Origin of the sequence: Clostridium gallinarum, assembly GCF_014836325.1 — a bacterium.
GTDB classification, from domain to species: domain Bacteria; phylum Bacillota; class Clostridia; order Clostridiales; family Clostridiaceae; genus Clostridium; species Clostridium gallinarum.
Map to the genome: position 1 here is coordinate 1 of NZ_JACSQZ010000047.1, position 26825 is coordinate 26825.

General features: G+C 26.2%; 35 protein-coding genes and 1 pseudogene. 23 read left to right on the forward strand and 13 right to left on the reverse strand.

The features are described 5' to 3' along the window. Positions 1-49: 49 nt before the first annotated feature. Positions 50-439, forward strand: a complete 390-nt coding sequence (locus H9660_RS11860) for a GHKL domain-containing protein (protein WP_191750592.1) — start codon at positions 50-52, stop codon at positions 437-439. Positions 440-501: 62 nt separating this feature from the next. Here H9660_RS11860 and H9660_RS11865 read toward each other — a convergent pair whose 3' ends face one another. The 3 genes from H9660_RS11865 to H9660_RS16210 form a co-directional block, all read right to left on the reverse strand. Next, positions 502-711, reverse strand: a complete 210-nt coding sequence (locus tag H9660_RS11865; protein ID WP_191750593.1) for a helix-turn-helix transcriptional regulator — start codon at positions 709-711, stop codon at positions 502-504. Between the two features lie 7 nt (positions 712-718). After that, positions 719-1036 (reverse strand): DUF6442 family protein, encoded by a 318-nt coding sequence (locus H9660_RS11870; protein WP_191750594.1) that lies wholly within the window; start codon positions 1034-1036, stop codon positions 719-721. A 181-nt stretch (positions 1037-1217) separates the two neighbouring features. After that, the gene (locus H9660_RS16210) at positions 1218-1361 is read right to left on the reverse strand and encodes a hypothetical protein (RefSeq protein WP_207729467.1); all 144 of its coding nucleotides are present in this window, start codon (positions 1359-1361) and stop codon (positions 1218-1220) included. Positions 1362-2032: 671 nt separating this feature from the next. On the opposite strand from H9660_RS16210, the gene H9660_RS11875 reads away from it, so the two are divergent. Continuing rightward, positions 2033-2707, forward strand: coding sequence for a hypothetical protein (locus H9660_RS11875; protein WP_191750595.1), 675 nt, complete (start codon positions 2033-2035; stop codon positions 2705-2707). A 48-nt stretch (positions 2708-2755) separates the two neighbouring features. On the opposite strand, the gene H9660_RS11880 is transcribed toward H9660_RS11875, so the two are convergent. From H9660_RS11880 to H9660_RS11915, 9 genes are all read right to left on the reverse strand, one after another. Beyond that, positions 2756-4030: a ParB/RepB/Spo0J family partition protein gene (locus tag H9660_RS11880; protein WP_191750596.1), complete on the reverse strand. Its 1275-nt coding sequence runs from the start codon at positions 4028-4030 to the stop codon at positions 2756-2758. A gap of 70 nt (positions 4031-4100) precedes the next feature. Continuing rightward, the gene (locus tag H9660_RS11885) at positions 4101-4853 is read right to left on the reverse strand and encodes a ParA family protein (RefSeq protein ID WP_191750597.1); all 753 of its coding nucleotides are present in this window, start codon (positions 4851-4853) and stop codon (positions 4101-4103) included. 266 nt (positions 4854-5119) lie between these two features. After that, complete coding sequence (locus H9660_RS16535; RefSeq protein WP_279289594.1) at positions 5120-5242, reverse strand: hypothetical protein; 123 nt, start codon at positions 5240-5242, stop codon at positions 5120-5122. A gap of 26 nt (positions 5243-5268) precedes the next feature. Beyond that, a complete protein-coding gene (locus H9660_RS11890) occupies positions 5269-5487 on the reverse strand; it encodes a hypothetical protein (protein ID WP_191750598.1) in 219 nt (72 codons plus the stop codon). A 470-nt stretch (positions 5488-5957) separates the two neighbouring features. Further along, positions 5958-6308 (reverse strand): DUF6075 family protein, encoded by a 351-nt coding sequence (locus H9660_RS11895; protein WP_191750599.1) that lies wholly within the window; start codon positions 6306-6308, stop codon positions 5958-5960. A gap of 82 nt (positions 6309-6390) precedes the next feature. Further along, positions 6391-6591 (reverse strand): hypothetical protein, encoded by a 201-nt coding sequence (locus H9660_RS11900; RefSeq protein ID WP_191750600.1) that lies wholly within the window; start codon positions 6589-6591, stop codon positions 6391-6393. Positions 6592-6700: 109 nt separating this feature from the next. Continuing rightward, entirely contained in the window at positions 6701-6916 is a 216-nt protein-coding gene (locus H9660_RS11905) for a hypothetical protein (RefSeq protein ID WP_191750601.1), read from the reverse strand. Between the two features lie 173 nt (positions 6917-7089). Next, complete coding sequence (locus H9660_RS11910) at positions 7090-7473, reverse strand: hypothetical protein (protein ID WP_191750602.1); 384 nt, start codon at positions 7471-7473, stop codon at positions 7090-7092. A gap of 17 nt (positions 7474-7490) precedes the next feature. After that, positions 7491-8672 (reverse strand): ParM/StbA family protein, encoded by a 1182-nt coding sequence (locus H9660_RS11915; protein WP_191750603.1) that lies wholly within the window; start codon positions 8670-8672, stop codon positions 7491-7493. Positions 8673-8985: 313 nt separating this feature from the next. Here H9660_RS11915 and H9660_RS11920 point away from each other — a divergent pair, with 313 nt between their 5' ends. Together H9660_RS11920 and H9660_RS11925 are read left to right on the forward strand one after the other, a co-directional pair. Then, positions 8986-9501 carry a hypothetical protein gene (locus H9660_RS11920; protein ID WP_191750604.1) on the forward strand — a complete coding sequence of 172 codons (516 nt, stop codon included), beginning with the start codon at positions 8986-8988 and terminating at the stop codon, positions 9499-9501. A gap of 359 nt (positions 9502-9860) precedes the next feature. Beyond that, positions 9861-10934, forward strand: a complete 1074-nt coding sequence (locus H9660_RS11925; RefSeq protein WP_191750605.1) for a replication initiation protein — start codon at positions 9861-9863, stop codon at positions 10932-10934. Between the two features lie 134 nt (positions 10935-11068). Here the strand turns inward: H9660_RS11925 and H9660_RS11930 are convergent, their stop codons facing one another. Then, positions 11069-11857: a helix-turn-helix domain-containing protein gene (locus H9660_RS11930; protein WP_191750606.1), complete on the reverse strand. Its 789-nt coding sequence runs from the start codon at positions 11855-11857 to the stop codon at positions 11069-11071. Between the two features lie 308 nt (positions 11858-12165). On the opposite strand from H9660_RS11930, the gene H9660_RS11935 reads away from it, so the two are divergent. The 19 genes and pseudogenes from H9660_RS11935 (at position 12166) to H9660_RS12010 (ending at position 26722) form a co-directional block, all read left to right on the forward strand. Then, positions 12166-12543, forward strand: coding sequence for a DUF1670 domain-containing protein (locus H9660_RS11935; RefSeq protein ID WP_191750607.1), 378 nt, complete (start codon positions 12166-12168; stop codon positions 12541-12543). A gap of 144 nt (positions 12544-12687) precedes the next feature. Beyond that, on the forward strand, positions 12688-13665 hold the full coding sequence (locus tag H9660_RS11940) for a hypothetical protein (RefSeq protein ID WP_191750608.1): 978 nt from the start codon (positions 12688-12690) through the stop codon (positions 13663-13665). Positions 13666-13891: 226 nt separating this feature from the next. Next, positions 13892-16675 carry a SpaA isopeptide-forming pilin-related protein gene (locus H9660_RS11945; RefSeq protein ID WP_191750609.1) on the forward strand — a complete coding sequence of 928 codons (2784 nt, stop codon included), beginning with the start codon at positions 13892-13894 and terminating at the stop codon, positions 16673-16675. 16 nt (positions 16676-16691) lie between these two features. Continuing rightward, on the forward strand, positions 16692-18512 hold the full coding sequence (locus H9660_RS11950; RefSeq protein WP_191750610.1) for an isopeptide-forming domain-containing fimbrial protein: 1821 nt from the start codon (positions 16692-16694) through the stop codon (positions 18510-18512). A 17-nt stretch (positions 18513-18529) separates the two neighbouring features. Beyond that, entirely contained in the window at positions 18530-19342 is an 813-nt protein-coding gene (locus H9660_RS11955; RefSeq protein WP_191750611.1) for a class C sortase, read from the forward strand. Then, on the forward strand, positions 19323-20075 hold the full coding sequence (locus H9660_RS11960) for an isopeptide-forming domain-containing protein (RefSeq protein WP_191750612.1): 753 nt from the start codon (positions 19323-19325) through the stop codon (positions 20073-20075). Before H9660_RS11955 ends, H9660_RS11960 begins: the two co-directional genes overlap by 20 nt. A gap of 1 nt (position 20076) precedes the next feature. Then, on the forward strand, positions 20077-20208 hold the full coding sequence (locus tag H9660_RS16540) for a hypothetical protein (RefSeq protein WP_279289595.1): 132 nt from the start codon (positions 20077-20079) through the stop codon (positions 20206-20208). Positions 20209-20710: 502 nt separating this feature from the next. After that, positions 20711-21337: an IS607 family transposase gene (locus H9660_RS11965; protein WP_191750613.1), complete on the forward strand. Its 627-nt coding sequence runs from the start codon at positions 20711-20713 to the stop codon at positions 21335-21337. Beyond that, a pseudogene (locus H9660_RS11970) lies at positions 21315-22430 on the forward strand (RNA-guided endonuclease InsQ/TnpB family protein). Before H9660_RS11965 ends, H9660_RS11970 begins: the two are co-directional and overlap by 23 nt. A 270-nt stretch (positions 22431-22700) precedes the next feature. Beyond that, positions 22701-23258, forward strand: coding sequence for a class B sortase (locus H9660_RS11975; protein WP_191750614.1), 558 nt, complete (start codon positions 22701-22703; stop codon positions 23256-23258). A gap of 108 nt (positions 23259-23366) precedes the next feature. Beyond that, positions 23367-23534 (forward strand): hypothetical protein, encoded by a 168-nt coding sequence (locus tag H9660_RS11980; protein WP_191750615.1) that lies wholly within the window; start codon positions 23367-23369, stop codon positions 23532-23534. A gap of 117 nt (positions 23535-23651) precedes the next feature. After that, the gene (locus H9660_RS11985) at positions 23652-23819 is read left to right on the forward strand and encodes a DUF6906 family protein (RefSeq protein WP_191750621.1); all 168 of its coding nucleotides are present in this window, start codon (positions 23652-23654) and stop codon (positions 23817-23819) included. Positions 23820-23834: 15 nt separating this feature from the next. Further along, entirely contained in the window at positions 23835-23966 is a 132-nt protein-coding gene (locus tag H9660_RS16545) for a hypothetical protein (RefSeq protein ID WP_279289596.1), read from the forward strand. Between the two features lie 324 nt (positions 23967-24290). Continuing rightward, positions 24291-24632, forward strand: coding sequence for a hypothetical protein (locus tag H9660_RS11990; protein ID WP_191750616.1), 342 nt, complete (start codon positions 24291-24293; stop codon positions 24630-24632). A gap of 165 nt (positions 24633-24797) precedes the next feature. After that, positions 24798-25247: a hypothetical protein gene (locus H9660_RS11995; RefSeq protein ID WP_191750617.1), complete on the forward strand. Its 450-nt coding sequence runs from the start codon at positions 24798-24800 to the stop codon at positions 25245-25247. 64 nt (positions 25248-25311) lie between these two features. Next, positions 25312-25482: a hypothetical protein gene (locus tag H9660_RS12000; protein ID WP_191750618.1), complete on the forward strand. Its 171-nt coding sequence runs from the start codon at positions 25312-25314 to the stop codon at positions 25480-25482. A 21-nt stretch (positions 25483-25503) separates the two neighbouring features. Next, positions 25504-25788 (forward strand): hypothetical protein, encoded by a 285-nt coding sequence (locus H9660_RS12005; RefSeq protein ID WP_191750619.1) that lies wholly within the window; start codon positions 25504-25506, stop codon positions 25786-25788. 141 nt (positions 25789-25929) lie between these two features. Then, positions 25930-26052 (forward strand): hypothetical protein, encoded by a 123-nt coding sequence (locus H9660_RS16550; protein WP_279289597.1) that lies wholly within the window; start codon positions 25930-25932, stop codon positions 26050-26052. 70 nt (positions 26053-26122) lie between these two features. Beyond that, positions 26123-26722: a DUF3267 domain-containing protein gene (locus H9660_RS12010; RefSeq protein WP_191750620.1), complete on the forward strand. Its 600-nt coding sequence runs from the start codon at positions 26123-26125 to the stop codon at positions 26720-26722. Positions 26723-26825 lie beyond the last annotated feature (103 nt).

Sequence of the window (26825 nt, forward strand, 5' to 3'; positions counted from 1 at the left end):
ATACTGGGAATATAGTTGTAGATAGCATTATGAATTTTAAATATAGCATATGAAAAATAATTATATTAAATTTGATTATAATATTAATATTCCGATAGATTTTAATTATGATATTTCAGATATAAGCATTTTGCTAGGAAATATATTAGATAATTCTATTGAGGCTGTTAATAAATTACCTATAAAAAAAAGATATATTAGCTTTTTTATGGAGTATAAAAATAAAACTTTATTTATTACAATAAAAAATAAATTTAATGGACGTATAATTAAAGATAATAATAATAATAATATTTTAACTTCTAAAAAAGATTGTAATAAACATGGTTTAGGATTGCTATCTATTAAAAATATAGTTAATAAATATTTTGGTGAGTTTAATGTTGATATAAAAGAAAATGTTTTTATTATTAAAATTTTATTGTTTGAGATAAATTAAAAAAATAAAATTTTGTAAAGTAATGTAATAATCAACTTTTGATAATACATTACTTTAATATTTTATTCAAAATAAAATAAATCTTCAAATTTTTTATCTAGTGCAATACAAAGAATTAATGCAAGTTTTGCAGTTGGATTAAATTGACCTGTTTCAATAGAGCTTATTGTAGTTCTTGATACACCTACTAATTTAGCTAGGTCGCTTTGTGAAATCCCTTTTTCAGCTCTGGCTACTTTTAGTCTATTTTTTAAAATTAATTTTCCATTCATAATATTGTTATACCAATGAAACTAAAATAAATTTTATTAGAAATAATATTGTTGTAATAATTGCTAATATCGTTGCAATAAGATATAGTTTAGATTTGTTAAAATAATATTTTCCATAGAATTCACCAGATATTAATATCGAAAATAACGAAATTGTTGCATAAAAGGGTTTTGGCTCACCAAAAAATAAATTAAATATTGAAATAAATAAAAATAATATTGTAAATGAAATAAATCCAATTTTACGACCTTTATTTTCTGCATATTCAATACCTTCATCATTGATAGATTCACGGCTTTTTTTTAAAATTTCATCTTTTTTCATAAATCCTCCTTGCAAAGTTTTATGTTCATTTTGATAAGTTTTATTATCAATAATAATTATATATTTATAATATATATATGTCAATACGCTTCCTTAGTTGGATAAGAAACTATACTTTTCATAATACATTCTCCTTAAAATTTATTTTGGTAAGGTGTTCATTTATGAACACCTTTTTTAATTAATATTCTTCTGGAAGCAAAATTGTAATTACTAAACCTTTAATAGAATAATCATAATCACTCATAATCCAAATTTTTATATCATTTATTATGTAAGCACCCATGAATCTATCCATATATATTGCTTTTGGATTTTTTAACAACTCATATTGAAGCTCCTTATCTTCATCACTTAGAACTCCTCAATCATTAGAAATAAATTTACTTACAGCTAAATTTAAATCAGAATCTTTTATAACTTCCTCGCTAATTAAATCATTAACTCCACTTGTCATAAATATTTTAAAATTCATATAGTATCAATCCTTTCTTTTCAACTCAGCACTTTCGGTTAGTTCCTCGTGTTGTTGTTTTTTGTTGAGCCAATGACTACATATCGAAGTGAGTTGTAAAGGAAAATGGAAGAAAAAAATTTGGCTGCTGACTATTAGATCTAGTTGGCCGACAAAAATTTTTATGAAATGGCTTTACAAATTTAATGGAGATATGATAGGCTGGTGATTCAAAAAAACAAAATAAAAAAAGAAGTCCCTTAAAGGACTTCTTACCTATTTGGACGCACTCCATCGGGACACGCTTATAGCAAAAAGAAGCTTAGATATTATTTGTTTTAGATTGGTCGCTCGGTAGATGGAACAAGCTAAAGCAATATAATATCTTAGCTTGTTGAAGCGTCATAAGTGGGTGATGGGAATAGTGCCAGGAAAGAATAAATAATTATAAATTTAATACAAATAGAAGTAATAGAATACAAAATACGACAAAAAAATATAAAAAAATAAATTATAATACTATTACTAAAGGAGGGTTTTATATGATATTAAAAGTTTTTATAATTACATTACTAATTATAGTAATAATATTAAATTCAAAGTTTATTATTGAATTAGATAGTACAGATCCTAATGTTTATAATGAACTTATTATAGAAAAATTAAATCTACCATTATTTATAACAATGAGTTCGGTAATTTTCTTATATAAATTTATAGCAGGTAAATATTTAAGTTCTATAATTCAATATAGTACACTTCCATTATATTTAATATCACATTTAGCTATTTTTGTAACCATGTTTAATGCTTTATTCTTATTTATAGTGATGATCATACGGATTTATAATTTTATTAAAGATATTATAAAAAAGCAAATTAAATTAAAAAAAATTAAAGGCTTTTATAAGAAATGTTTAATTTGGATTTATAAAAATTTAGATCCATTTTATACAGTAGATTTAAAAAGTTTAAATAGTAATAAATTGATAAAAAGTTTATTACTTATATCTTATTTAATAGCAGGAATTATTATTTTAGTATTATTTAATAGACATATTGAGTTAGATATAGCAAATAGTGCAGAAAATTTTATAGGATATTTGAATAAAGAATATGAATTATATAAAGGTATATTTGTTGTAAGTCTAATACCATTTACAATAAATTACTTAACTAATAAAGATAATAAATTATTGAAACATAAAAATAAATAAAGATAATAAAGTAATAAATAAATAGATAAAGTGTTCCCTGGGGACACTTTATCTATTTATACTATGTTTTAAACCATCTATAACACTTGAAGCCAATTTAAGATTTTCAAGTTCTTTTACTATATCGGAAGATATTTTTATTTTATTTTCTTCCATTTTCATTTTTTGTCTTAGTAGTATTGTTAAAGCATTATGAGCATTTTTTATATCTAACATTAATTTATAATTCTCATTAAATTCTTCTGAATGACTTGTATTTTCTTTAGCCTTAGCTTTTAATTCTTCAAGTTCTTTTTTATAACGTTCTTTTTCTTCCTTATTAGCCTTAGCTTCATTTTTAACTTCTTCAATCATACAACTATATTTATTATCAAGTTCTTTTTTCAATTCAACTCTAAGTTGACCCTCAATTTGCTTAATTTCTTCATCAGATTTATTTTCTTTTTTATTTAATTCATTCTTTAATCTCAATACTTCATCACTTATAAGTTGTTTACTTCTAAGAGCTTCGGCTTTTTCTTGTTCAATTTTTCTTATTTCATCTATCTTTTCACTTTCTAGCCTTTTAAGTTCATTAGCTTTTTCTTGTTCAATATTTTTTAGTTTATTTTTTAATTGAGTAGCTTCTTCCTTACTGATTTCAACTTTATTATTTATTATTTCTAAGATTACCTTTTGGTTTTCTTCACTTAAAGTTGAAAACTCACTAGCATTATTAATAGTTAAATCCCCTTTTTCTAATATTTCTTTTAATTCGGGAATTAACTTATTGTTAATTCTTTCATATCTTCCAACTTGGGTTGGAGATAATTTTAAATCATTAGCAATTATTTCTCTTATTTTACCTGGAACTTTTTCTCCATTTTTCTTCTTCATTTTATATAATTCAGAAAGCCTTTTTACTTGTTCTAACTTTTCTAAATCACTTAATTCTCTAGTTTGTGCATTAGCTTGGATTAGAATTATTTCACTATCTATGTCATTAGCTTCAATTACTTTACAAGGAACTAAAGCAAATATTTCGTTTCCCTCGGCTACTAATTTTGAAAGAGCTGTATATCTTCTTTCTCCACTAATAAGCTCATATTGTTCATCATCTAGCTTTCTAACTACTAAGTTATGGTTTAATCCATTTATTTTAATATCTTCTGCTAATTCATCTACATTAACTATTTCATAGAAGTTTTTCTCATTTCTTTTAATATTTTTGATATCTATATATTGAACATTGAAGTTGCTTTTAGCTTCAATTTCATTAGCCTTTTTAACATTTTGTGATAATTTATTTAACATTCCTTCGTTTATTGAAAATTTCTTACTCATATTTAAAACACCTTTCTTTCTCTATCTTTAAACAATTTTTGTAGTGGAGTGTCCCCGAGGGACACCCTTATTAAAATACTTCTTTACATAAATCTTTGTAATTAATGCTTGCCCTAGCTTTCTTATTACTGAATACTACTGGACATTCATCAAATGTACTCTCGATTACTTTAACATTTTGTTTAATAGTAGTATTGAAAATCTTATCTCCTAATAATTTTTTAAGTTCTTGCTTTATAATTCTATTTACTGTAGTAGCACTATCCATTGTTATAAAGCACCCTTTAAAATTAAGATTTGGGTTAAATTCTTCTTTTATTTCCTCAATACTATCTAATAAATATTCAAGACCATCAAGAGCAAATTTATCTATTTTTATAGGGACAAATACTTCATCAGAAGCACATAAGGCATTAACTGTAATCATATTTAAGCTTGGTGGACAATCTATTAAACAATACTCATATTCATCTTTAATCGCCTTTAGAGCTTTAGATAATCTATTTTGTTGACTTCTATTTACATCTAATAATATTTTCTTTTCTGTAAATGCAAGAGCAACATTACTAGGAATTATATCTATATTTTCAAAATCAGTTTTCTTTATAACATTGTGTATATCTAAGTCTTTATTTAATAAAACATCTGATACAGATAAATCGTCCATACTATAGGCTTTAAATAGCTTTGTAAGGTTACTTTGAGGGTCAAGGTCTACTAATAATACTTTCTTTCCTTGTTGGCTTAAGCAAGCTCCTAAATTAGCAGTTGATGTTGTTTTAGCAACTCCACCTTTAATATTAAATATTGATACTTTTTTCATAATAAATTCCTCCAATTTTTATAATTCTATATATTAATCTCGTTATAATTTCTTTACTTAGGTGTCCTTTAAAGGACACCTTTTTACTATTTCATAAATAAGATAAATGATGTTATTAAGGTAACAAATAGGTTAATAATTACTGTAATTAATGAAGCGATATTTAATGTTTTATCATTTAATTTCATTCTTGAAACCTCCTTAATAATTTGGTATTATTAAAGGAGAATAATTTTGGAACAGGAGGGGGGTAAACCCTCCATTGACTAGCCAATAAGTAGCTTAATTAAATTAATAATTGCAATAACTAAATTTAGCAAGGCAGTTAAAAGAATTATTAATTTGTCAGTTCCTATTTTATTCTTCTTTTTTTTGCTCTTTTTTTTCACCTAATCACCCCCTTTCATAGTGGAAATTATTTTTTAAATACTTGAATATATCTAACCTTACAAGGCACATTAGCACCTTTAATCGAAACTGTTTCCTCATGTCCTTTAGATATATAAACTATATTAAAATCTTTTAATTCTTCAATATCTTTAATCTTAATATCTCCATATAAATCAACTCTTAAAGTTGCTTTATCCTCAATATTTTTATTACTAGCAGATAAGAAAATTTTATAATCTCTCATATAATCAAATCCTTTCATTTTAAATTAGAACTCTCGGTTAGTACCTCGTGTTGTTGTTTTTTTGTTGAGCCAAAGACTACACATGGAAAGTGCTTGTCAAAAAAACGCAGGTATATAAAAAAGTTTTTGGCCGATAACCTACTGGATTAGCTGCTAAAAACTTTTTTATGGTTTTTGACAAGTAAGCTTGGAATGTGGTAGGCTGGTGCATCAAAAAAAACATTATAAAATAAAAGAAGTCCCTTAAAGGACTTCTTACTTATTTGGATGCACTCCATCGGGACACGCTTATAGCAAAAAGAAGCTTAGATATTATTTGTTTTAGATTGGTCGCTCGGTAGATGGAACAAGCTAAAGCAATATAATATCTTAGCTTGTTGAAGCGTCATAAGTGGGTGATGGGAATAGTGCCAGGAGAGAGAAAAAAAGAAGATAACCTAAAAGATTATCTCCTAAAATTACAAAATATATTAATTAAATCTTACTCTAATTGCTTCTAATAAATACTCTCTATTTTCATCAGATACACTAAATAGCTCTAATGGGGAATAATTATCTCCATCTTCACCACTCCAACCATTATAAAGATTAAATGCTAACTTACTAACTTTTATACTACCACTAGTTTGCCAACCTTTATTAAGCCCTTCATGTTCTATCCAATTATTTTCAAAATCATATAGATCTTTAATGTTATTTCTAGTTTCATCTAATAATGATAATAAATAAAATAAAGATTTTCTTTCCTTATCAAATTTACTTATACGAGCTTTAGATATAAACTTCTCATAATATTCTTTATGTTTTTCATCTTTAAACAATATGGTTTCCCCCTTTAAATTAATTCATAATTTAATTATTAACTTGTTTTAATATTTATAATACAAAATAAATTTTTTATTATTAAAATTTATTCTTTATACAATTATCAATATCTATAATGCTTAATATACGATTTATAGCTTGATTTTTATTAACTCCTTCATTATCCATAATACTTTTTACATCAAAGGCAAGACACTCTACTGAAATATTGTAGTTTTTATAAGCCTTTCTTAATTTTATAATATCATTTTTTGATAAAATATCATAATTATTTCTCATATAAACTTTAATACTCCTTTACTTTCAGAGCAACTTAAGCTATAATCTTTTTGCGGAAAGGTTGTGGCTTAGGCTGCGACTTTTTTTTCATTCTAATTTTCATCAGTAATTATTTCTCCATAATACTTATCAATTTTTTTCTTTTATTATTGTTATTTAATATATCTTCAAGACTTTCTGTTAAGGTTAAAATTTGTGATAAATGAAACCCTAATTTAATATCTTCAAAATTTGTTGTATCACTAATTGAAGTTAATTCTTTTGTAGATTTTATTTCTTCTTCAAGATAACATAACAAATTAAGTATTTCTTTTTTATTTTTCATATTTAAAATCACCTCCTGGTCTTTAATAATAGATTTTATTTATTATTAAAGGATGATAAAAAATTTATCATCCTTTATACTTAACAGTATTTTCATTCTTAACAATAAATTTTTCATCACTATCTTTAATGGTATATTCAAATTTAATTTTTTATACCATGAAACCCTCCAGTTTATTTATAACAATCGGGAATATCTTCATCTATTAAGGATTCAGTATCACAACTAATTTCATCATCATATTTTGGAGTGTTAGATTCATTATTTTTTTTTGAATCAACGCTAGTAACACTTTGTGTTACATTTGTGTTGATTGAATTTATATTGTTATTTTCATTTTTATTTGAATTTAAAGATATAGCATTACTAAAAAGCAATTCATTAAATTTATATGAAATATCATCAGTATTATTTTCAGAAACATATTTATAAATTAAATATCTTACCGTTTCAGAAAAATTTGTTTGATTCTCTATAAATTCTTTAATAATGGGACTATCTGTTTTTTTCAAAGCAAATGAATATACATTTCTTTTCTTCTTTTGAGTATCAGACATAATTTTTCACCACCAAACTATTTATTTTTAGATTCAATATGTTTTGCCTTTAAAACTTCAAAGATTTTACCAGTAGTAAAATTATATAAACCCTCAGCTTCTAAAGTAATAGCATATTTTTTAGGAATATAAAGAAGTTTAATTTCAGCTCTATCGCAGAAGTTCTTTAATTTTGATTCTAAATAAGTTCTCATAAAGATAGAACCACCACCATATACACAAACTACATCAACTTCATTATTAGCTTTTTGAATTTCAGCTTTAATATGATGTAATATTTCTTCTGCTTCATCCTCAATATATTGTTCCACAATTTCCATAGCATCATCATGGAATTTATGGTTAGTATCTATTAATATTTTTGAATAGTCTTGTCTACTGAATTTGCTTAATCCCTTTAATGACTTAAATTCTTCAAGAGCTTTATCTATAGCATGACCAATTCCATTATTAGTACCTTTTATAAAGTCGGGATTAAATTCTATACCTTGAGTTATAGGAAACTCAGAAGTTCCTTCACCTATAGCAGCATGAAGAACTCTAGCATTATTGAAATAAGTATTGTTTAATTTATCTTCATTTTTTAGATTATATTCTTCAAATATTTTGTTATCGCATTGTTTTAATGCAAAAATACTTGTTACACCTTCAGGTATTACCTTAACAAATTCAAATACTATTTTAACTCTAACTGATAAATCACCAATATGTACTGTTACCATATGAGATTTACATAAGAATTTATTTGCAAACTCTAAAGATTTCTTTTGTGAATAATAACTAATAGGTAGTGCTGTAGTCATATCAACTTTTACTTCAACAATATCATCAAATTTTTCAAATTTATTATGATATTCTTTAACTGCAAATCCTGCAATTTGAGATAATGTATTAACAATTACTACATCACTTTCAATTTTATTATTATCTATTCCAACTTCAATATTTCTTACCTTTTGTCCAGATCTTAAAGCATAGTTCCCAATATAATATATACCCGATGGATCTTCACAAGTAACTATTAGATTATCTGAAATATTTTCTAAAACATAATCCTTATTTACTTCATCTAAATTAGGTAGTTTTCTTACTTTAGCAAAAACATTAGGTTGAGCTATTGAAACTCCATTAATAATTAAATCATGTTCGCTATTACCATTATCATTTCCTACTTTTAATATAATTTCTTTGTTTTTCATTAAAACCCCTCCGTATAATACGCAATTAATAAATTTGTATTACAATTGTATTTCATATTAATATTATAATATAATTGTAATACAATTTCAATACAAAATTAATAAAATATAATATTTTTATATTAAAAATGTAATATATATATATTACAAAATATTTTTTTAGAAGAGTTTTTCAATATATACAGGTGCTTTGTAATACTATAATATTAATTTTATAATAATTTTGTATTACAAAATTATTGTTCTAACATTAAATAATTAAGTGTTATAATAATGTTATAGTATGTTGTAATTATTAAAAAGGAGAATATATATGGTTGATATTAATGAAATTGTTAAATATGTTAATATGAAAATGGAAAAAGGTCTATCAATGGCTCAAATAGAAAAGGAAATGAAAGTTGGAAAAGATACATTAAGAAAAAAATTAAATAGAAATAATTATAAATATGATAAAGAGTTAAAGAAATATATAAGTGTTACAAATGAAACACTTATTAACACACAAGAAAAAAGCATAGAAACTAATAATAAAAAAGATGTAACACAAAGTGTTACAAAAGTAGAATCTAAAGGAAATAATATTGATATTGAAAAAAATGTCCCCCAAGGACATCTTTTTACAGAAGAAGAAATAACAATATTAAAAAGTATTATTAAAAATTATAAATTAAGCAATACAAATATATCGTTAGATGGAGAAGTTGTAACAAGATCTGTAAGAACATATAAAAATGTATTGGATAAGTTTTCTCAATATTGTAAAGATAATAAGTTATCACAAAAAGATTCTATAGCAATCGCTTTTATTGAGTTTATGAATAGATAACGAGGGAAGGAAACCTTTCATTAGTATTTATAGATATAAGTATTTAAGAAAAGTATTTAGGAATAGTATTTAAGATGGCTAGACATGGCTATTTTACTAAGTTATAGAAGCAATACCACATCATATTGATACTTAAAGCACATCAAATTGATACTAAACATTAAGTAAACCACATCAAATTGATACTTTTAAATAAAATACCACATCAAATTGATACTCAAACCACATCAAATTGATACCACATCAAATTGATACTCAAAAAAACAAAAAAACAACATCAAGTTTGCATTTACAATGTGGTTTATATGTGATAATATTATCTTGTTCAAAGGATAATATTATTACAAGAGAGGTAGTATATGGGATATGAAGTATTAGCAACACCTAATAGTATAGCTCGTGGTAGATATTCTATAGGTGAAAATGAAAATAAACTATTTTTAAAGTTAATGTATTCAGTACAAAGAGATAATAATGAATATATAATAGCTGAAAATAAAAAAGAAGAGTTAAGTGAAGAAGATATATTAAAGTGGAAAGAGCTATGTAAAATAGAAACATTAACTTGTAAAATAACACAAGATGATTTTAAAGAGATATTTAAAAGAAGAAACGATAGAACTGAAGAATCGTTAAAGGAAGTTTTTACTGCATTGAGTAATTGTATTATATCTTTTGATACGGTTACTAGGGATGAAATGAGAGCAAAGATGATAGCACCTTTAGTAAGTCATTTTTATGTAGAAAAAGAAACTGGTAATTATCAAGTAGTAGTACCAGCAAAGTTATATAAATATTTATTTGATTTAGGATTAGGTCATACACAAAATGCACTACAAATTATATATAAGCTAAAAGGTATTTATGCACAAAGATTTTATATAATACTTAGAAGTTGGAGTGGAACAAAAAGAGATATAATGTTTTCAGTTCAAGAGCTTAGAGATATGTTACAAATAGGGGACAAGAATAAAACCTTTAATTCCTTTGAAACAAATATATTAAAAAGAAGTATTAATGAGATTAATTCAACGGGAATAATGAAGATAGAAATAAAAGAAAAAATAAAAAAAGGTAGGACCGTTGATAAAATAATATTTACTGTAGTTGATAATGAACCAAGAAATTATTTAAAATTAAATGAGAAGAAAGTAAAAGATGAAAGTGTATTATGGTTAGATTACATAAAAGTTCAGAATGTAGCATTAAAAGAAAGATTGGAATTAAAATATAGTGATATAGATTTAAGTAGTCCTATAGTAAAAAGTATATTACATAGAGCATATGATAAGACTTTAAATAAAGATAATAGATTTAATATGATACAAGATATAAAAGGAAAAAGTAATTTTGCTTTATTTAATCATATAGTATCAGGTGAATTATTAACGCATGAATTAAAAATGAGCCAGGAGATAATTATAGAGCAATAGAAAAAGGTGTTCCCCAGGAACACCTTTATTTTTTTAAAATAAATTTGAAAAATGTAATTTATAAAAAATGTTCTAAATAAAAAATGTTTTAAATAAAAAAAATTTTGATATAAATATTGATACGGTTCTCCGTACTAAGGAGATAAAAAATCAGAAGTTTTACCAAGAACTTTACCTAAAATAACCAAATCAAATGTATTATAAGATTCAGATTTAAAACTTAAGCTGCTACTAGCAGGAAAAAGAATTATAGAAGTTCCATCAATAAACACCTTTCGACAAAAAACGTCATTACCAACTTTTACAACTATTAAATCATCAGTATTAATTATATCAGTTTCTTCAACTAGTATTAATTCATCTTTGGTAAAAAATTTATCCATACTATTATCGTTTACCGTGAATATGTAATAATTATTAGCTGGATTAAGTTTATCTCCTATTACTTCCATAAATAAATCTGACTTCTTTAAAGAATTACGTCTTAATAATGGGACTTTGATTAAATCATTAGTATTATTTGAATGAGTTTCATTATTCAATATTAAGTGATTTAAATTATCAATTCTATTTTTTATTATAGGAGTTAGTTTTTTAAAATTATCAATATAAGAATTAAGAGTTTTTTCAAGATCTAAAATAGCTTTTAACTCTAATCTAACATTATCTACAAACGCAGGATCGCTTGTAAAATTTATTTGATTTTCTTTCTTATCAAATATAAATGAATCAATGGAAATATTAAAATATTTTGATAATGCAATCAATACATTAATAGAAGGAAGCATCTTACCTTTTTCATATAAAGATATTGATTGTTTAGAGGTATTCAATATTTTAGCTAGTTCTTCTTGAGTTAAATTATATTCTTTTCTGATTTTTTTTAATTTGTTGGCACAATTTTTTTGATACAAGTTATCCATATAATACGCTCCTTTCTCTTAATAACTATAACATACAGTAGATAAGTTTATTTAAACAAAGCTTAGATAATTTGTCCAATTTTTTAGTTTTTAAAAATAAAAAAATAATTGACAAACAAAATAATAATATGTTATTATCTAGTAAAAGGATAACAATAATCCAATAAAAGAAATTTTTGAAGCAAATTTATGAAGAATTATAAAGTAAAATTAAAATAAGAAATAAAAAAATGTAAATAAAAGTAAAAATGTGACGTTTTGAAAATTTGTATAAGTGCGTCCATTTCTAGGATGGGAGATGAGGATTTATGATACATGATAAAAATAGAATAATAAGATTGTATTTAGATGGTTATAAAGCTTGTGATATAGCAAGAATAATAAATGAAAAACCTAGAACAGTTCAGCGTATAATTAGAGAGTTTAAGTTAATGCAAGATGAAAGACAAAATGAAATATTTGAGAATGTACATAAAAAAAATAAAGCTTTGAAAAAAGAAAATAATAAATTCATAAGCGATACTGAAGTAGCAAGACATAATAAATCAGTATATAAGGTTAATATGAAAGGCGATTGGGTATTAGATGTAGAAAACAACTGTGTTCCATTAGATATGCCAATGATAATAAAAAATAATGAAAAAAGAGAATATGATAAAACTTTTATAAGGAAAGTTCCATGTTAAAAATACAAAATAAATTGATTATAATATAATTATAATAAAATATAAAAACCCTTCGGACTATAAAAGGGATTACAAAGAGATATAGTGCTATGGGTAGTAAAGGGGCTTTATAACTAGCCCCTTGAATAAAGGGAGGTTATTAGTATGATAAAAAATAAAATAAAAGAATTTTTAAATAATAAAAGGGTACAAGCGATAGCTGGATCAGTAGCAGGGGTTTTAATAGTTACATTGGCAGGGACAATGATATTACATAATAAGAGTATTGAAAATAAAACTGTAGCAGTAGAAAAAAATACAGAAAAAGAAAATAAAGTAGAAGATAAAAATGGATCTGTAGAAGAAAATAAAGAGAATGAAGATAAAGATGTGAAAGAGCAATTAGAAGAGTTGAAGAATACAGATACATCTAATTTATCTGATGAAGAAAAAAAGGAATTAGAAAATAAGATAGCTGATATAGAAAGTAAAATAGCTAACGAAGGAACTAAGGAAGAAAGTGTTGAAAATAATAAGGAAGTCGCTTCAACAACATCAAATTCGACATCGAATAGTACAAGCAGCAAAAATGATGTAGTTCAAAATAATAATAATAATAAAGTACAAACAAATAATACCAATAATAAGGTGGAAAATAATAGTACAAGCAGTAATACAACAGAAAGCAAGCCTAATAATAATGTTAATAACAATACAAATAATAACAATACAAATAATAACAATACAGTAAATAATACAACAACTAATGATAAGCATGAACATACTCACAATTGGGTAGCAATTACAACTACAGTACATCATGACGAAGAAGGACATTGGGAAAATGTATTAGTTAGTGAAGCTTGGACTGAAGAAGTACCAGTTTATGAAGAAAGAGAAGTAATGATTTGTAATGATTGTGGGGAAGAACTATCTGCATCAAATGCATATGATCATATAGAAAATCATTTACTTAATGGAGGAAAAGGTAGTTGGAGAGAAGAATGGAGACAGGTTCAAGTAGGTACTAACAAAATAAATCATGAAGCAGTATATGAAAAAAAATGGGTTGTTGATAAAGCAGCATGGGATGAAACTGTAGTTACTGGATACAAATGCAGTATATGTGGTGAAACTAAATAATATCTAAAGTGTTCCCGAGGGACACAAATTTATTGATAGTTTAATTAAACTAAAACACCTAAATATATAGGTGTTTTTTTTATAGGAAAAATTATGTAACATAAAGAACTTCAACTATTTTATAGTTGGAGTTTTTTAATTGCATAATTTATAGAAATTTTGAAAGGGGTGATAAAAATTAATATTAAATTATTAACCATATTAAAAAGTTAAGGAGGGAAAATGCTTGAGGAAACTTAAAAGATTTTTAAGTTTAATGCTAACTAGCTGTATATTTATAGGAATGGGAAGTGATTTAAAAACACAAGCACAAACCTTAGATGATGTGGCTAAGTTAGAAATCAAAGTCAATGGAAATGGGACTGTTATTGTTGATGATGGTTATGCTAAGTATTCATTAGAAGATAAAGATACATTACAAGCAAATGTAACTGTAAATAGTAATCTTCAATTAACTGTAACTCCTAATGATGGTTATTCTATAGCTTCAGTAAATGGGGTTGATTCTCAAGTCAGAGAGAGTGGAAAAAGTAGAATTTATGATGTTACGACTAAAGCTAATGGAACTTTCATTGATGTAAATTTTGAAAAAGAAACTAAAGAAGAAGTTAAGAATGAGATTAAAGAAGAAACTAAAGAAGAAACTAAAGAAGAAGTTAAGGAAGAAATAAAAGTAACAGATGAAGATAAAAAAGATGAAGAAGAAAATAAAGTTGAAAGTAAATCTATAGAAGAAACTATAATAGAGAATTATAAAAAAGGAATTTATAATGAAGATTTTCAGTTAGAGTATAGAAAAAATCTAGCTGCTGAGAAAAATCTTTTAGATTCAGTAGATGAAAATTTCTTTTTGAGCGAAAGTTACTTATCTAATAAATCTAGTGCTGATTTAATAGATGACGGTATAGGCTTATTAGTTAAATCTTTATCTGATGAAGAAATTAATAATGCTTTAAAAGAGAATGAAGAATATAGATTATCATTAAAAAAACCAAGCTTATTTTCATCTATATTTAATATGTTTAGTTCAAGAGCTAACTTAGTAGTTGGAAATAGGGGAGCAATTACTGAAAGTTATAATGGATATGCTCATACAGCTCCACTTTTATCCGTGGACGGGAAACAAGCATTTTGTGTAATGTTTGAGCTGAAAGATCCTTCTGATGGAACAATTGCTACTAATAAAAGACTTGCAAGTAATGAAATGTTAAGAAAGGTTCTTTACTACGGATACAATGGACCTGGAACTGGAAATATATCAAGCACTTGGAGTGCAAATCAAAATTTACTTATGATTGCAACTACTCAAGCAGCTTCAAAGGCAAATGGACATACATCATATTCGCTAGGTAATGATTTTTACAGTTATGTTGCTGGATTAGCAAGTCCTCCAAGTGGGTTTAAAGTTTACTTTGTAACTACTAATGGTGGAGCTACTCAAGATTTAGCGTTTTGGGAATTTGAACAAAAAGGTAGTTTACAGATTTCTAAAGTATCAGCAGATGAAACAATAACAAAAGGTAATGATTATTATAAGTTAGAAGGTGCTGAGTATGGAGTATATTCTAATGCTGCTGCTACAAACTTAGTAGATACGTTAAAAATTGATTCAACTGGATGGTCTCAAGAAATAGAATTGGATTCAGGTACTTACTATATTAAGGAAACTAAAGCTCCTAAAGGATATGCAATAGATACTAAGACTTATGATGTTACAGTTAGTTCTGGAAGCAAGACTACTAAGGAGTTTAGTGATAGACCTCAAACCGACCCTATAAGTATTGTCTTACAAAAAGTTGATGCTGATACTGGAAATGCAAATCCACAAGGAAATGGAACTTTAGCTGATGCTCAATTTACAGTTAAGTTTTATGCAGGTGAATATAATGATGCTATTAATCCAGCAGATTTAGGAGTAAGTCCTACTAGAACTTGGATATTAAAAACTGATAGTAATGGGCGTGCAAGATTAAATGATTCTTATAAAGTTTCGGGGGATGCATTTTGGTACAATAGCCAAGGTCTTCCAACACTACCGTTAGGAACACTAACAATTCAAGAAACTAAGGCTCCAATAGGTTATAAGATAAATTCTGAAGTGTTTATAAGAAGAATTACTCCTAATGGGACAGCAGAAGGTGTAGGAACTTTTAATGAACCAATAATAAAAGAAGATTCCTTAAACTTTACTATTAAAAAGGTTCAAAGTGGAACAGATACAATTATAGCAAACGCTAAATTCAGACATACTAAGCCTGATGGAAGTACAGAAGAATTACAAACTGGATCAAATGGTGAAGTAGTTATCAGAGGTTTAGAACAAGGCACACATAAAATAGTTGAGTTTGAAGCACCAGAAGGCTACGAGGTTAATACAAATGAGTTTATATTTGAAGTAAAAGGAGATAACACAATAGAAGTTAAATCTAATACTACAAATATTGGAATGAGTTATTCAGAATTTGATGGTGATGGAATTTTAACTGTAAATAATGATGTTAAATCTTATAGTTTGAGATTAACTAAAGTTAATGATAAAGGAACTGTTCTTGAAGGAGCTGAGTTTACTTTATATTCAGATAAAGATTGTAAAAATCCTATTGAAACTCAAGTGAGTGATAAGAATGGAAATCTTAAATTTACTAAATTAAAACCAGGAACAAAATACTATATGAAAGAAACGAAAGCACCTCAAGGATATAGAGTGCCAGTAGATATATTAGGTAATGTGCATGTATATGAAATATATGTAGAATCAACACCAGCAAATAATATATTTAATTACTATGTTGATGGTAAGAAATATACAGTAAATGATACCAACTCAAACAATGATGTATATTTAGGTGGAACTAAAACGGATAGAGAAGTAAATATGAAAATAGTAAACACAATTGGAATGAAGCTACCGAAAACTGGTTCAGCATTAATGATACCAATATTATTAGTTGGAGTAGCTTTAATGTCTTATTCAGTAATTTCAAATAAAAAGAGAGTAAAAAATAATTAACAAGGGGAAGTGAATTATGATAAGTAAAAGAACAAAAAAACTATTTGGTACGTTAGCATTAGCAGGAATAATAATTGGACAAATGGGTTCATTGAATGTATTTGCCGATGAAAATACAGAAAGTGCAATACAAGTTATGGCAGAAGTAGGAACACCAGGAGGAACAGCCAATTTAGGTGGTGGAAGTGCTCAAATAACTATCAATGGAAATATGAATCAAACTTTAGTAGGTAAAAAGTTTAATGTTTATAAATTATTTAATGCTGAAAATTCAGCTAAGTTAGAATCTATAAATTATACTTTAAATCCTACTTACAAAACTCCATTACAAAATATAGTAGGAAAAAAGCTAAATAAAGCAGCAAGTACAGTAACAGAATATGAAATTATAGATTATATTAATTCTTTAAATACTAATAAAGTTGAAGGAGCACAAGCAGATCAAACTTTAGAAGGTAGATATAGTGCTTTCAGATACTTTGTAGAAGAATTAAGAGATGAAATAAAAAGATTGAATATACAAGGTGATGTAGTTAATGTTAGTCAAACAAAAGCAGATAACAGTATAGTTATTGCAGGGTTAGATTATGGCTACTATGTTGTAGATGAAGTAACAGCAGTAGATGGAACACATTCGGCAAGCTCTTTATGTATGGTAAATACAGCAAATCCTAATGCAGAAGTTCAAATAAAATCTGACTATCCAACAGTAATAAAGAAAATTCAAGAAGATGATAACAATACTGGTTGGAATGATATAGGAGATTATGAAATAGGACAAACTGTACCTTACAAGTTTGAATCTAATGTACCTAATATGAATGGATATGATACATATTATTATGCTTGGCATGATAGAATGGACGAAGCTTTAACATTCAAGAAAGATACTGTATCTATAGTAATTGAAGGAAAAAATAAGAGCTATACATTAAATAAGAGTGAGTTTAATGTAGTTGAGAATCCAGGAAACGGAGAAACATTTAAAGTTGAAATAACTGATTTAAAAGCTATAGTTGATAGAGAATTTAATAATAAAAATGCTTTAGGTGAAAATGAATATGGACAAAACGTTATTTTAAGATATGATGCTACACTAAACGATAAAGCAGCTAATGATACTGGTAGACCAGGCTTTGAAAATGATGTTAAGTTAGAGTTTTCTAATAACCCTGATGGAGATGGACAAGGACAAACAGGTGAAACACCTTGGGATACTGTAGTGTGCTTTACATTTAAAATAGAAGGTTTAAAGGTTAATGACCACAATTTAAATCTTGAAGGAGCTAAATTTAGATTATATTCTGATAAAGATTTAAAGAATGAAGTATATGTTAAAAAATCTGCTGATGGATATATAGTAATAAATAGAGATAGCTTAGGTGGAACAGACCATACTGGAGGTACAACGCCTCAAGATGCAGTAGAAATGGTTTCAAATGCTGATGGTGTATTTAATATAATTGGATTAGACCAAGGAACATATTACTTAAAAGAAACAGATGCCCCTGATGGATATAGACCATTATTAGATCCAATTGAAATAAATGTAGTACCAACTTATACAACAGATAGAGATAATTATATTAAAGGGGATGGAGCTACTAATAAAACTTTACAAACATTAGCAGCAACAGCTAAAATTAAGTCTTTCTATTCGGGTATATTTAATACTGAAGATTTAAACTTAACTACAGATGTGAATGAAGGTTCAATGAACTTAACAGTAGTAAATAAGGTTGGGACTAAGCTTCCTATAACTGGTTCAGCGATGACTTTATTAATGATGAGCTTAGGAACTGGAACAATGATTTACTCAATAAGAAGAAAGAAATAATATAGGTAGATGATATTATGGGAAAGAATGATATATTAAAGAAATTAAGTTTTTTATTTGGATTAATATTATGTTCTTACCCTTTGATTAGTGGGATAGTACAGCAGCAGGCTCAAAAGGGGACTGTTGCTACCTATCAGCAGATGATAGAAAGTTCATCCAGTTCTTCTCTTGAAGAAGCATTAACAAAGGCAATTGAATATAACGAAATTTTATTTGAATCATTTACTTCCTTAAGTAGTGATAAGTTAAGTATTTTAAGTGAAGAAAGTTACAATGAAATATTAAATATGGGAAATGGAATTATGGGAAGCATAGAAATTCCTAGTATAAATGTTAATTTACCTATTTATCATGGAACTAGTGATGAAGTGCTATCTGCTGGTGTAGGGCATCTTAACGGAAGTAGTTTACCTATAGGTGGGCTTAATACCAAAAGTATATTAACGGCTCATAGAGGATTACCTAGTTCTAAGTTATTTACTAGATTAGATGAATTAGTAGAAGGTGATTTATTTTTTATAAATGTATTGGGTGAAACACTAGCATATAAGATTAATGATATACAAGTAATAGATCCTGAAGATGTTAGCGGATTAGAAATTGAAGAAGGTAAAGACTTGGTTTCACTTATAACTTGTACACCTTACGGATTAAATACCCACAGACTAGTTGTAACTGGTGAAAGAACAGAATATGAGCCAGCTATATATGAAAATATAGCTACTAAAAATATGTCTATTAGAGAATATGTATTTTTAGCAATTCCAATTATATTTGTATCAATTGTTGTTGGAAGGAGGATTAAAAGTGCTAGGAAAAAAGCTTAAAATAATGGTATCGACTTTGGCTATAATGAGTATTCCGATTAGTGTCATGGCATCACCACGAGCTATAATAACGGATAGCGTTGTAATTAATAAAGGAGATGGTAGTGTAGTGCTTCCACCAGCCGAGATATTAGAAGAAGTAATTAAAACTGAAGTTAGTGAAAATACTGAAGAATTAACAGTACAGAATAAAACATTAAAAGGAAGTATATCAATAAAGTTAGCTGATACCAATAATAAAAGTAAAGATGGTGTTGAGTTTTCATTGACAAAAATAGCTGATATTAAGGATGGTCTTTATGAAGTAAAGGAAGAATATAAAGGCGTTGAAGCTGACTTAAATAATATAAAAACAGCTAATGATTTAGAATTAGCAGCAGAGTTATTTAAAAAGGTTGCAACAACAGAGAACTTAATGAAAACTAATGCTAATGGAGAATGTAGCATAGAAGATTTAGAAGTAGGAGTATATTTAGTATATGCTAAGGATATAGCAAATTACGATAATGTAACTCCTTTTATAGTTTCAATTCCTTCATGGAATGAAACAGATAAAACTATGTCTTTTGATATACAAGTAATACCTAAACATACTGAAATAGTAGAAAAAGAAAAAGAAACCCCTAAAGTTCCAGCTACAGCTTATGATGGAAGTTCTATTTATTTAGCTTTAGGAAGTATAAGTTTGGTAGGGAGTGCAACTTTATTTTTTAATATAAGAAAGAAGGAGTAGTATGAAAAAATTCGTAGCAGTTATTTTATTAATATTAGCCATAATATTTCTATGGAAAGGCTATAATGATTGGAAATATAGAATATCTAATAAGGTAACAAAACAGATTAAAATTACTTATAAGAAATTATAAAAACATAATAATTTTTTATAAGTAATTAGCTGTAGCCTCGTATATGAAGAAATTCATATAGGACACAACTTTAAAACCAGTAACTCCTAAAGCTCAACAACTACAGTAAGAGATAGAATCAGAAACTCTTACGAAAGTGAGGAAACTCAGAAACAATAGTTGAGATGATATATGGTGAGAGCCTAAGTATCGTAGTAATGGATGTTTGGTCGCCAAGCCTAGAAATAGGAAGGTCAAACGACTAGACCGAGAGGTCGTACACTATAAGCGATTGATAGTGGAAATGGGTTGCCCTTAGCACATAATGGTGAAGGTGAAGAAATAGTCTACGCTCGTATCCGAAAGGTCGAGGTCATTAGCGTGAGCGAAATGGCATTTACAAAGTAGCGTTTGTAGATAAATAAGTAAAACTTATAATTTATATAAAAACTTATAAAAACTTATAAAAATATATTTTATATATTCTTAGTAGCATGTATAATTATATAGGAGGTGATTATACATGAGATATTATTCAATAGGAGAATTTGCAAAAGCAATAAATGTAACAGAGCAGACTCTTAGAAATTGGGATAAAAAAGGAACTTTAAGCCCACATCATACAACAAGTTATGGAAAAAGATTTTATTCACAAGAACAACTTAATAATTATATAGGCAAAGATGATAGTTCAAATTTAGTTAGGAAAATAATTGGATACTGTAGAGTTAGTTCAAATAAACAAAAGGATGATCTTGAAAGGCAAATTGAAAATGTAAAGACATATATGTATGCTAGAGGTTATCAATTTGAGATTATTTCTGATATTGGAAGTGGAATCAATTATGATAAAAAAGGATTACTTACTTTATTAGAATTAATTCAATCGAATCAAGTTGAAAAAGTAGTTGTTTTATATAAAGATAGACTTTTAAGATTTGGTTATGAATTATTTGAAAATGTATGTAAATATTATAATACTAAAATTGAAATTATAGATAATACTGAAAAATCTGATGAGGAAGAATTAGTAGAAGATATGATACAAATAGTTACAGTATTTAGTTGTAGATTACAAGGTAAAAGAGCTAAGCAAACTAAAAAAATTATTAAGGAGTTAAAGTCAAATGATACTATCAATGAAAGTTAGATTGTATCCTACAAAAGAACAAGAAGAAAAGCTTTGGAAATCAGTTGGAACTGCAAGATTTGTATATAATTGGACACTTGCTAGGCAAGAAGAAAATTATAGAACTGGTGGTAAATTTATATCTGATGGAGATCTTAGAAAAAAATTAACTCAGTTAAAGAAGACGGAATTAACTTGGTTAAATGAAGTATCTAATAATGTATCAAAACAAGCTGTAAAAGACGCTTGTAATGCTTACAAAAGATTCTTTAAAGGATTATCAGATAAACCAAAGTTTAAGAGTAAAAGAAAAAGTAAGAAATCATTTTATAATGATAATGTTGCATTTAGAGTTAAAGAAAATAACTTAGTAAAAATAGAGAAAGTTGGATGGGTTAAAACCAATGAACAAGTACCTATTTGAGTTAAGTATAGCAATCCAAGAATAAGTTATGATAATAAATATTGGTATATATCAGTTGGTATAGAGCAAGAAGAAATACAAGAAGAATTAACAGATGTATCTTTAGGTATAGATTTAGGATTAAAAGAATTTGCTATATGCTCTGATGGTAAAGTATTTAAAAATATCAATAAAAGTTATGTAGTTAGAAAAATTGAAAAGAGATTAAAAAGGCTACAAAAACAAGTTAGTAGAAAATATGAATTGAATAGAATAGGAAAAGAATATATAAAAACAAATAATATTATAAAACTTGAAAAACAGATACAACAAGTACACAGAAGACTGGCAAATATAAGAAATAACTATCTTCATCAAACTACAGCAAGTATAGTGAAAACCAAGCCATACAGAGTTGTAATAGAAGATTTGAATGTTAAAGGGATGATGAAAAATAAACATTTATCTGATTCAGTAAGAAAACAAGGTTTCTATGAATTTAAACGCCAACTTGAATATAAATGTAAATTTAGAGGAATTGAGTTGATAGTAGCAGATAGATTTTATCCGTCGTCGAAGACTTGTAGCCAATGTGGGGAAGTTAAGAAAGATTTAAAACTCAAAGATAGAGTATATAAATGTAGCTGTGGACTAATTATTGATAGAGATTTAAATGCAAGCATTAATCTTTCGAGATATAAATTAGCATAATATCACTGACCAGATAATGCTAATATGTAGGATGCGTTGTATCCGAATTTACGCCCTCGGAGAGTTATATCAAACGAAAGTAGATAGTTAATATTTAACTATCAAAATCGGACTCGTAGAACAGGGAATTAAAGTTTTATTTATAATTTTCAATAAGTTTTTATAAAAAATTATAAGTTTTACGCAACGGTAAAGAATGATAGTATTAGGGAACTAGCAACTAGTGAAGAAATTGAAGAGCCATTAGAGAGGATAATAGATTTTGAAAAATTGAAAGCTATTAATGAAGATATAAAGGCGTGGCTTTATATTCCAGGAACGAAGGTTGATTATCCAATATTAGTTGGAGAGAGTAATGAAGAGTACCTATATAAAGATATAAATAAAGATTATACCCCCCTAGGATCTTTATTTACTTTTAGTGGTACAAACTTTACAAAAGGAAATACATTTATTTTTGGACATAATATGGCTAGTAGTCAAATGTTCGGAGAACTTAGAAAATACTTATCATCAGACTTTTTAGAAGAACATAGATATTTTTATTTATATACAGAAAGAAAAGTTATGAAATGTGATATATTTTCAATATTTATTGCTAATGAAACTGACAATATATTTAGTGGAGAATATGAACTTAGTACGGCTGAATATATAGATTTACTTTCAGAGCTATCTAATAGAAATAAGTATGGAAATAGCTTAGAGAAGAATATTATTGAATATTCAACTACACAAGTTTTTAATTTGATAACTTGCTACGGGGGAGAAGGAACTCCAGATAGATTACTTGTTAATGGAATGGTTGTAGAAGAAAAAATAAGATAAAAATATAAAGGTGTTCCCTGGGAACACCTTTTAATATTAGCAAATTGAAAGGGAATTATGGTAAGTAAAAGTGTCCCTGGTGAACACTTTTGGTTTAGGAGGGGAAAGATGAGAGTAGATGATTTTTTAAAAATACTGTTTTTAATATATACCTTAGCAAGTATATTATTTTTATTTTATTTCAAAGATAAATATGATGAAGAAAAAGTTATCAAAACTATAGTAATTTCATATGAGATATTTGCGATTATAACTAATATACTTCTTTTTATATAATTGTGTTCCCGAGGGACACTTTTTAATATTTAGTAAATTAAATAAAGCAAGTATCTTTATGCTTATTTTATTTAATTTATAAAAAGATAGTTTTAAAACATAGATTTGGAGGAAATAATGAAAGGAAAAAATCCAACAAGGAAACAAAAAATTTTAATAAAAGAATATAAATTAAATCCTGAAAATTGGTTAGTATTAAAAGTTTTAAGAGATGAAGAAACTTTAAAAAATATACTTTTAATTCAACATAAAACAAGCAAAAATACTAAAAAATTAGAGTTTTAATAAAGGTGAATATTGATGCAAAAAAATATGATAATTTGGATAAATAGTTATATAGATAAAGCAAGGAAGGAAGGTAAGATTTTTATTAACAAAATAAATATAGAAGAAAAAATGAAATTAGAAAATAAAGATAGTGATTATAATTAAATATAAATTTTTATGAAGTTGAAATTGAGAATAACAAAAATATTGGATATTAAATAAGAAAGGGGCATTAAAATGGGAATTTTATCAGTATTATTAGCAGCAATAGTTTTATTTTTTATAGGATTTATAGTGTTCTCTTGCATTGTTGTTGGAGCAAGAGCTGATAGAGAAGATATAATTAATTAGAAATGGTGCTACTAATATGAGAGGATTTATTTTAACAAGATTAAATAAAAGTGTTCCCGAGGGACATTTTTATATGAGTAACTATGACTATAAATAGTTATTTAAATTTATTTTTTAATAAGTAAGGAGAAGTAAGTAATGGTAGAACCGATAAGAGTTGATAGAGATACAAAAGAAAAATTAAATCTACTAATTGTTGAAAAAGGATTACATAAATTAAGGGTTAAGATAGTTAATATTACTTCTATGGTAGTTAAAGACTGGATTAAAGACCCTGTGTTAGATAAAGAGAAAATAATAAAAAATAAAAAGATTAGAGCTGAGAGAGTTAATGTTGATTTAACAAAGGAAGAAAAAGATAAGTTATATGAGATATATGTAAGATATTATCAGAGAGAAGTTAATTCAGTTAGTGCTTTGATTTACAATATTATCAATCAGTATGTTGAAAGTGAATTTGAAAAATTAAAATGTGATTAAGTAACGCAGGCACGAGTAAGTTAATCATATTTTGATTTCTCATTGGAGGGTTTTAAAGGGAACTGATGGAAGTTCCCTTTTTATAAATTTATTTATTAGAGATATGTGTTCCCGAGGGACACTTTTTTTATTGAGTAAATATTAAAATGAATTGAGGTGTTAAGCATGAAGGATTTGAAGTGTTTAAAAAATGAATTAAATGAAATAAATACAGAAAATGAAAAGTTTACAAATCAGCTCATAATGAAATATCAAGATAGAATAATTGAAATATTGGAAGAAGAAATTAAAAAAGCCATGATGAACAAAGAAATGATTGCTTATTTTCAGGTAGGCACTCATATAAATAATTGCTTAGTAGAAGAATTTGGAGAAGATTATCAAGATGTATTAAAAATTGAAATTCTATTTTTAGATTCACCTAAAAAATATATATATGATAAATTTAAATCTAAAATTGCTAAAATTCTAAAAGATAAAGGATTTTATATTTTTAGAACAGCAAGTGATGAAGATTATATTGCTATAATGTGGAGCAAAAAAACATATATACTTGTAAAAATAGCAGATTATATTGTATGTTTTTTCAAAAAAATAGAGAAGATCTTTTCCTAATTTATGTTTAAAAAGTAATAGATAAAATTGTTATATTACTAATAAAAGAAAGCGAGTAATTTATATGGAGAATATAAAATTATCAGAAGTAATATTTGCTTTAGATCAAATTAAGATATTACATAAAGATAGAGAAGTAAGCCAATTAATTTTAAATAATAATGAAAATGAAAGTGAATTATTTGTTGAATTTATAGATTGTGAAAGTTATACAATTAAATTTAAAAGTAATTAGCAAATCAAAAAGGAGGATTTAATGAGTATTTTTTTAGCAGCTCTATATATTTCGGGAAGTATTTTTGTACTTGTGGGTTTATTTGCTGAGCTTTTGTGGTATAGAAGTGAAGCAGAAACTTTTGAATTGAAAAGATATCATGTATTAGAAGTTATAATATTTCCTTTATCAGCTATTATATTTCTATTAATTATATTAATTTTTTATCTTATTGCATTTATTTTTAAATCAATAGCTGTTTTTTTTCAGAGAATAGGTGGTTGGTTAAATGAACCATTTAATAAAGAAAAAAGAGAAAGTAAATGATTATATGATGAATTAATTGAAATTATTGCTAACTAATTAATAAAATTTGATCTTTGAAAATGGAATAGTACGGTATTTGCAAATATGTTATAATTAACCCTGAATAGTAAGAAATAACATATAAAAGAGGGAGGGTTTTTTATGAAAGAAAAAATTAATAAAGTTTGTAGCAATCCTATTGCTATTTTAGGAGCAGGTTTGATTTCACTTATTATTGGAGGAACTCTTGGTATTTTAGCTTATTATGGACAATGGCTTGGATAGAAATTTAAATTATAATCTTTGGATATTCAATGAGTCATTGTATCATAAAGCGAATTAAAAAGGAGGATATATGTTTAACATAAAGTTTAAGGGGAAATATACAGATGAAAGTCAACTTAAAAAAGGTGAGTTACCTATGGGTGCAGTTAAATTTAAAGAACCAGATAGTATGTCTAAATGCTTTTTATTAGGGGGATTGGTAAGTTTACCAGTTCTTTTAGTTTCAACAATTCTACTCATTTTTAAACTTGGTAACTTTATGAGATTGCCTTTTTATCAATTTATCTTAATAATATTATTGGGAATTATTCTATTATATATACATGAATTAATACATGCTTTAAGTCTTCCAATATATATAGAAAAGGAAATATGGAGTAAAATGAATGAGGGAGCCTTATTTGTTTATTTTAATAAGCCTATAACAAAGTTAAGATTTATATGGGTATGTTTTGCACCAAATCTTATACTCGGATATATTCCTTTTGTATTATTTATACTTGGATTTTGGGATTTTAATAATATTTTATGTAATATTATAGGAGTGGTTTCATGGATTATGATTATATCAGGTGTTGGAGATTATTTAAATATATATAATACTATTATTCAAGTGCCTAAAGATGCTAAAATATTAAACTATGGATTAAACTCATATTGGCTTAAATAGGATGAATTTACTTTGCAATCTTAAATTAGAACTAAATCGCTAAAAGCGACGGCTGGGGAAAATGATTAAATAAAAGTTTATATGGAAAAAATAAGAAGTGAAG

What these genes read in the sequence shown, in the direction of transcription:
- H9660_RS12005 (WP_191750619.1), top strand. Translation starts at nt 25,504, where the DNA reads ATGAGTATTTTTTTAGCAGCTCTATATATTTCGGGAAGTATTTTTGTA.
- H9660_RS11885 (WP_191750597.1), bottom strand. Translation starts at nt 4,853, where the DNA reads ATGAAAAAAGTATCAATATTTAATATTAAAGGTGGAGTTGCTAAAACA.
- H9660_RS11915 (WP_191750603.1), bottom strand. Translation starts at nt 8,672, where the DNA reads ATGAAAAACAAAGAAATTATATTAAAAGTAGGAAATGATAATGGTAAT.
- H9660_RS11870 (WP_191750594.1), bottom strand. Translation starts at nt 1,036, where the DNA reads ATGAAAAAAGATGAAATTTTAAAAAAAAGCCGTGAATCTATCAATGAT.
- H9660_RS11935 (WP_191750607.1), top strand. Translation starts at nt 12,166, where the DNA reads ATGATACATGATAAAAATAGAATAATAAGATTGTATTTAGATGGTTAT.
- H9660_RS11865 (WP_191750593.1), bottom strand. Translation starts at nt 711, where the DNA reads ATGAATGGAAAATTAATTTTAAAAAATAGACTAAAAGTAGCCAGAGCT.
- H9660_RS11995 (WP_191750617.1), top strand. Translation starts at nt 24,798, where the DNA reads ATGAAGGATTTGAAGTGTTTAAAAAATGAATTAAATGAAATAAATACA.
- H9660_RS11930 (WP_191750606.1), bottom strand. Translation starts at nt 11,857, where the DNA reads ATGGATAACTTGTATCAAAAAAATTGTGCCAACAAATTAAAAAAAATC.
- H9660_RS11955 (WP_191750611.1), top strand. Translation starts at nt 18,530, where the DNA reads ATGGGAAAGAATGATATATTAAAGAAATTAAGTTTTTTATTTGGATTA.
- H9660_RS11920 (WP_191750604.1), top strand. Translation starts at nt 8,986, where the DNA reads ATGGTTGATATTAATGAAATTGTTAAATATGTTAATATGAAAATGGAA.
- H9660_RS11890 (WP_191750598.1), bottom strand. Translation starts at nt 5,487, where the DNA reads ATGAGAGATTATAAAATTTTCTTATCTGCTAGTAATAAAAATATTGAG.
- H9660_RS12000 (WP_191750618.1), top strand. Translation starts at nt 25,312, where the DNA reads ATGGAGAATATAAAATTATCAGAAGTAATATTTGCTTTAGATCAAATT.
- H9660_RS12010 (WP_191750620.1), top strand. Translation starts at nt 26,123, where the DNA reads ATGTTTAACATAAAGTTTAAGGGGAAATATACAGATGAAAGTCAACTT.
- H9660_RS16545 (WP_279289596.1), top strand. Translation starts at nt 23,835, where the DNA reads ATGCAAAAAAATATGATAATTTGGATAAATAGTTATATAGATAAAGCA.
- H9660_RS11940 (WP_191750608.1), top strand. Translation starts at nt 12,688, where the DNA reads ATGATAAAAAATAAAATAAAAGAATTTTTAAATAATAAAAGGGTACAA.
- H9660_RS11965 (WP_191750613.1), top strand. Translation starts at nt 20,711, where the DNA reads ATGAGATATTATTCAATAGGAGAATTTGCAAAAGCAATAAATGTAACA.
- H9660_RS11910 (WP_191750602.1), bottom strand. Translation starts at nt 7,473, where the DNA reads ATGTCTGATACTCAAAAGAAGAAAAGAAATGTATATTCATTTGCTTTG.
- H9660_RS16540 (WP_279289595.1), top strand. Translation starts at nt 20,077, where the DNA reads ATGAAAAAATTCGTAGCAGTTATTTTATTAATATTAGCCATAATATTT.
- H9660_RS11985 (WP_191750621.1), top strand. Translation starts at nt 23,652, where the DNA reads ATGAAAGGAAAAAATCCAACAAGGAAACAAAAAATTTTAATAAAAGAA.
- H9660_RS11980 (WP_191750615.1), top strand. Translation starts at nt 23,367, where the DNA reads ATGAGAGTAGATGATTTTTTAAAAATACTGTTTTTAATATATACCTTA.
- H9660_RS11950 (WP_191750610.1), top strand. Translation starts at nt 16,692, where the DNA reads ATGATAAGTAAAAGAACAAAAAAACTATTTGGTACGTTAGCATTAGCA.
- H9660_RS11990 (WP_191750616.1), top strand. Translation starts at nt 24,291, where the DNA reads ATGGTAGAACCGATAAGAGTTGATAGAGATACAAAAGAAAAATTAAAT.
- H9660_RS11860 (WP_191750592.1), top strand. Translation starts at nt 50, where the DNA reads ATGAAAAATAATTATATTAAATTTGATTATAATATTAATATTCCGATA.
- H9660_RS11925 (WP_191750605.1), top strand. Translation starts at nt 9,861, where the DNA reads ATGGGATATGAAGTATTAGCAACACCTAATAGTATAGCTCGTGGTAGA.
- H9660_RS16550 (WP_279289597.1), top strand. Translation starts at nt 25,930, where the DNA reads ATGAAAGAAAAAATTAATAAAGTTTGTAGCAATCCTATTGCTATTTTA.
- H9660_RS11900 (WP_191750600.1), bottom strand. Translation starts at nt 6,591, where the DNA reads ATGAGAAATAATTATGATATTTTATCAAAAAATGATATTATAAAATTA.
- H9660_RS11875 (WP_191750595.1), top strand. Translation starts at nt 2,033, where the DNA reads ATGATATTAAAAGTTTTTATAATTACATTACTAATTATAGTAATAATA.
- H9660_RS11880 (WP_191750596.1), bottom strand. Translation starts at nt 4,030, where the DNA reads ATGAGTAAGAAATTTTCAATAAACGAAGGAATGTTAAATAAATTATCA.
- H9660_RS11905 (WP_191750601.1), bottom strand. Translation starts at nt 6,916, where the DNA reads ATGAAAAATAAAAAAGAAATACTTAATTTGTTATGTTATCTTGAAGAA.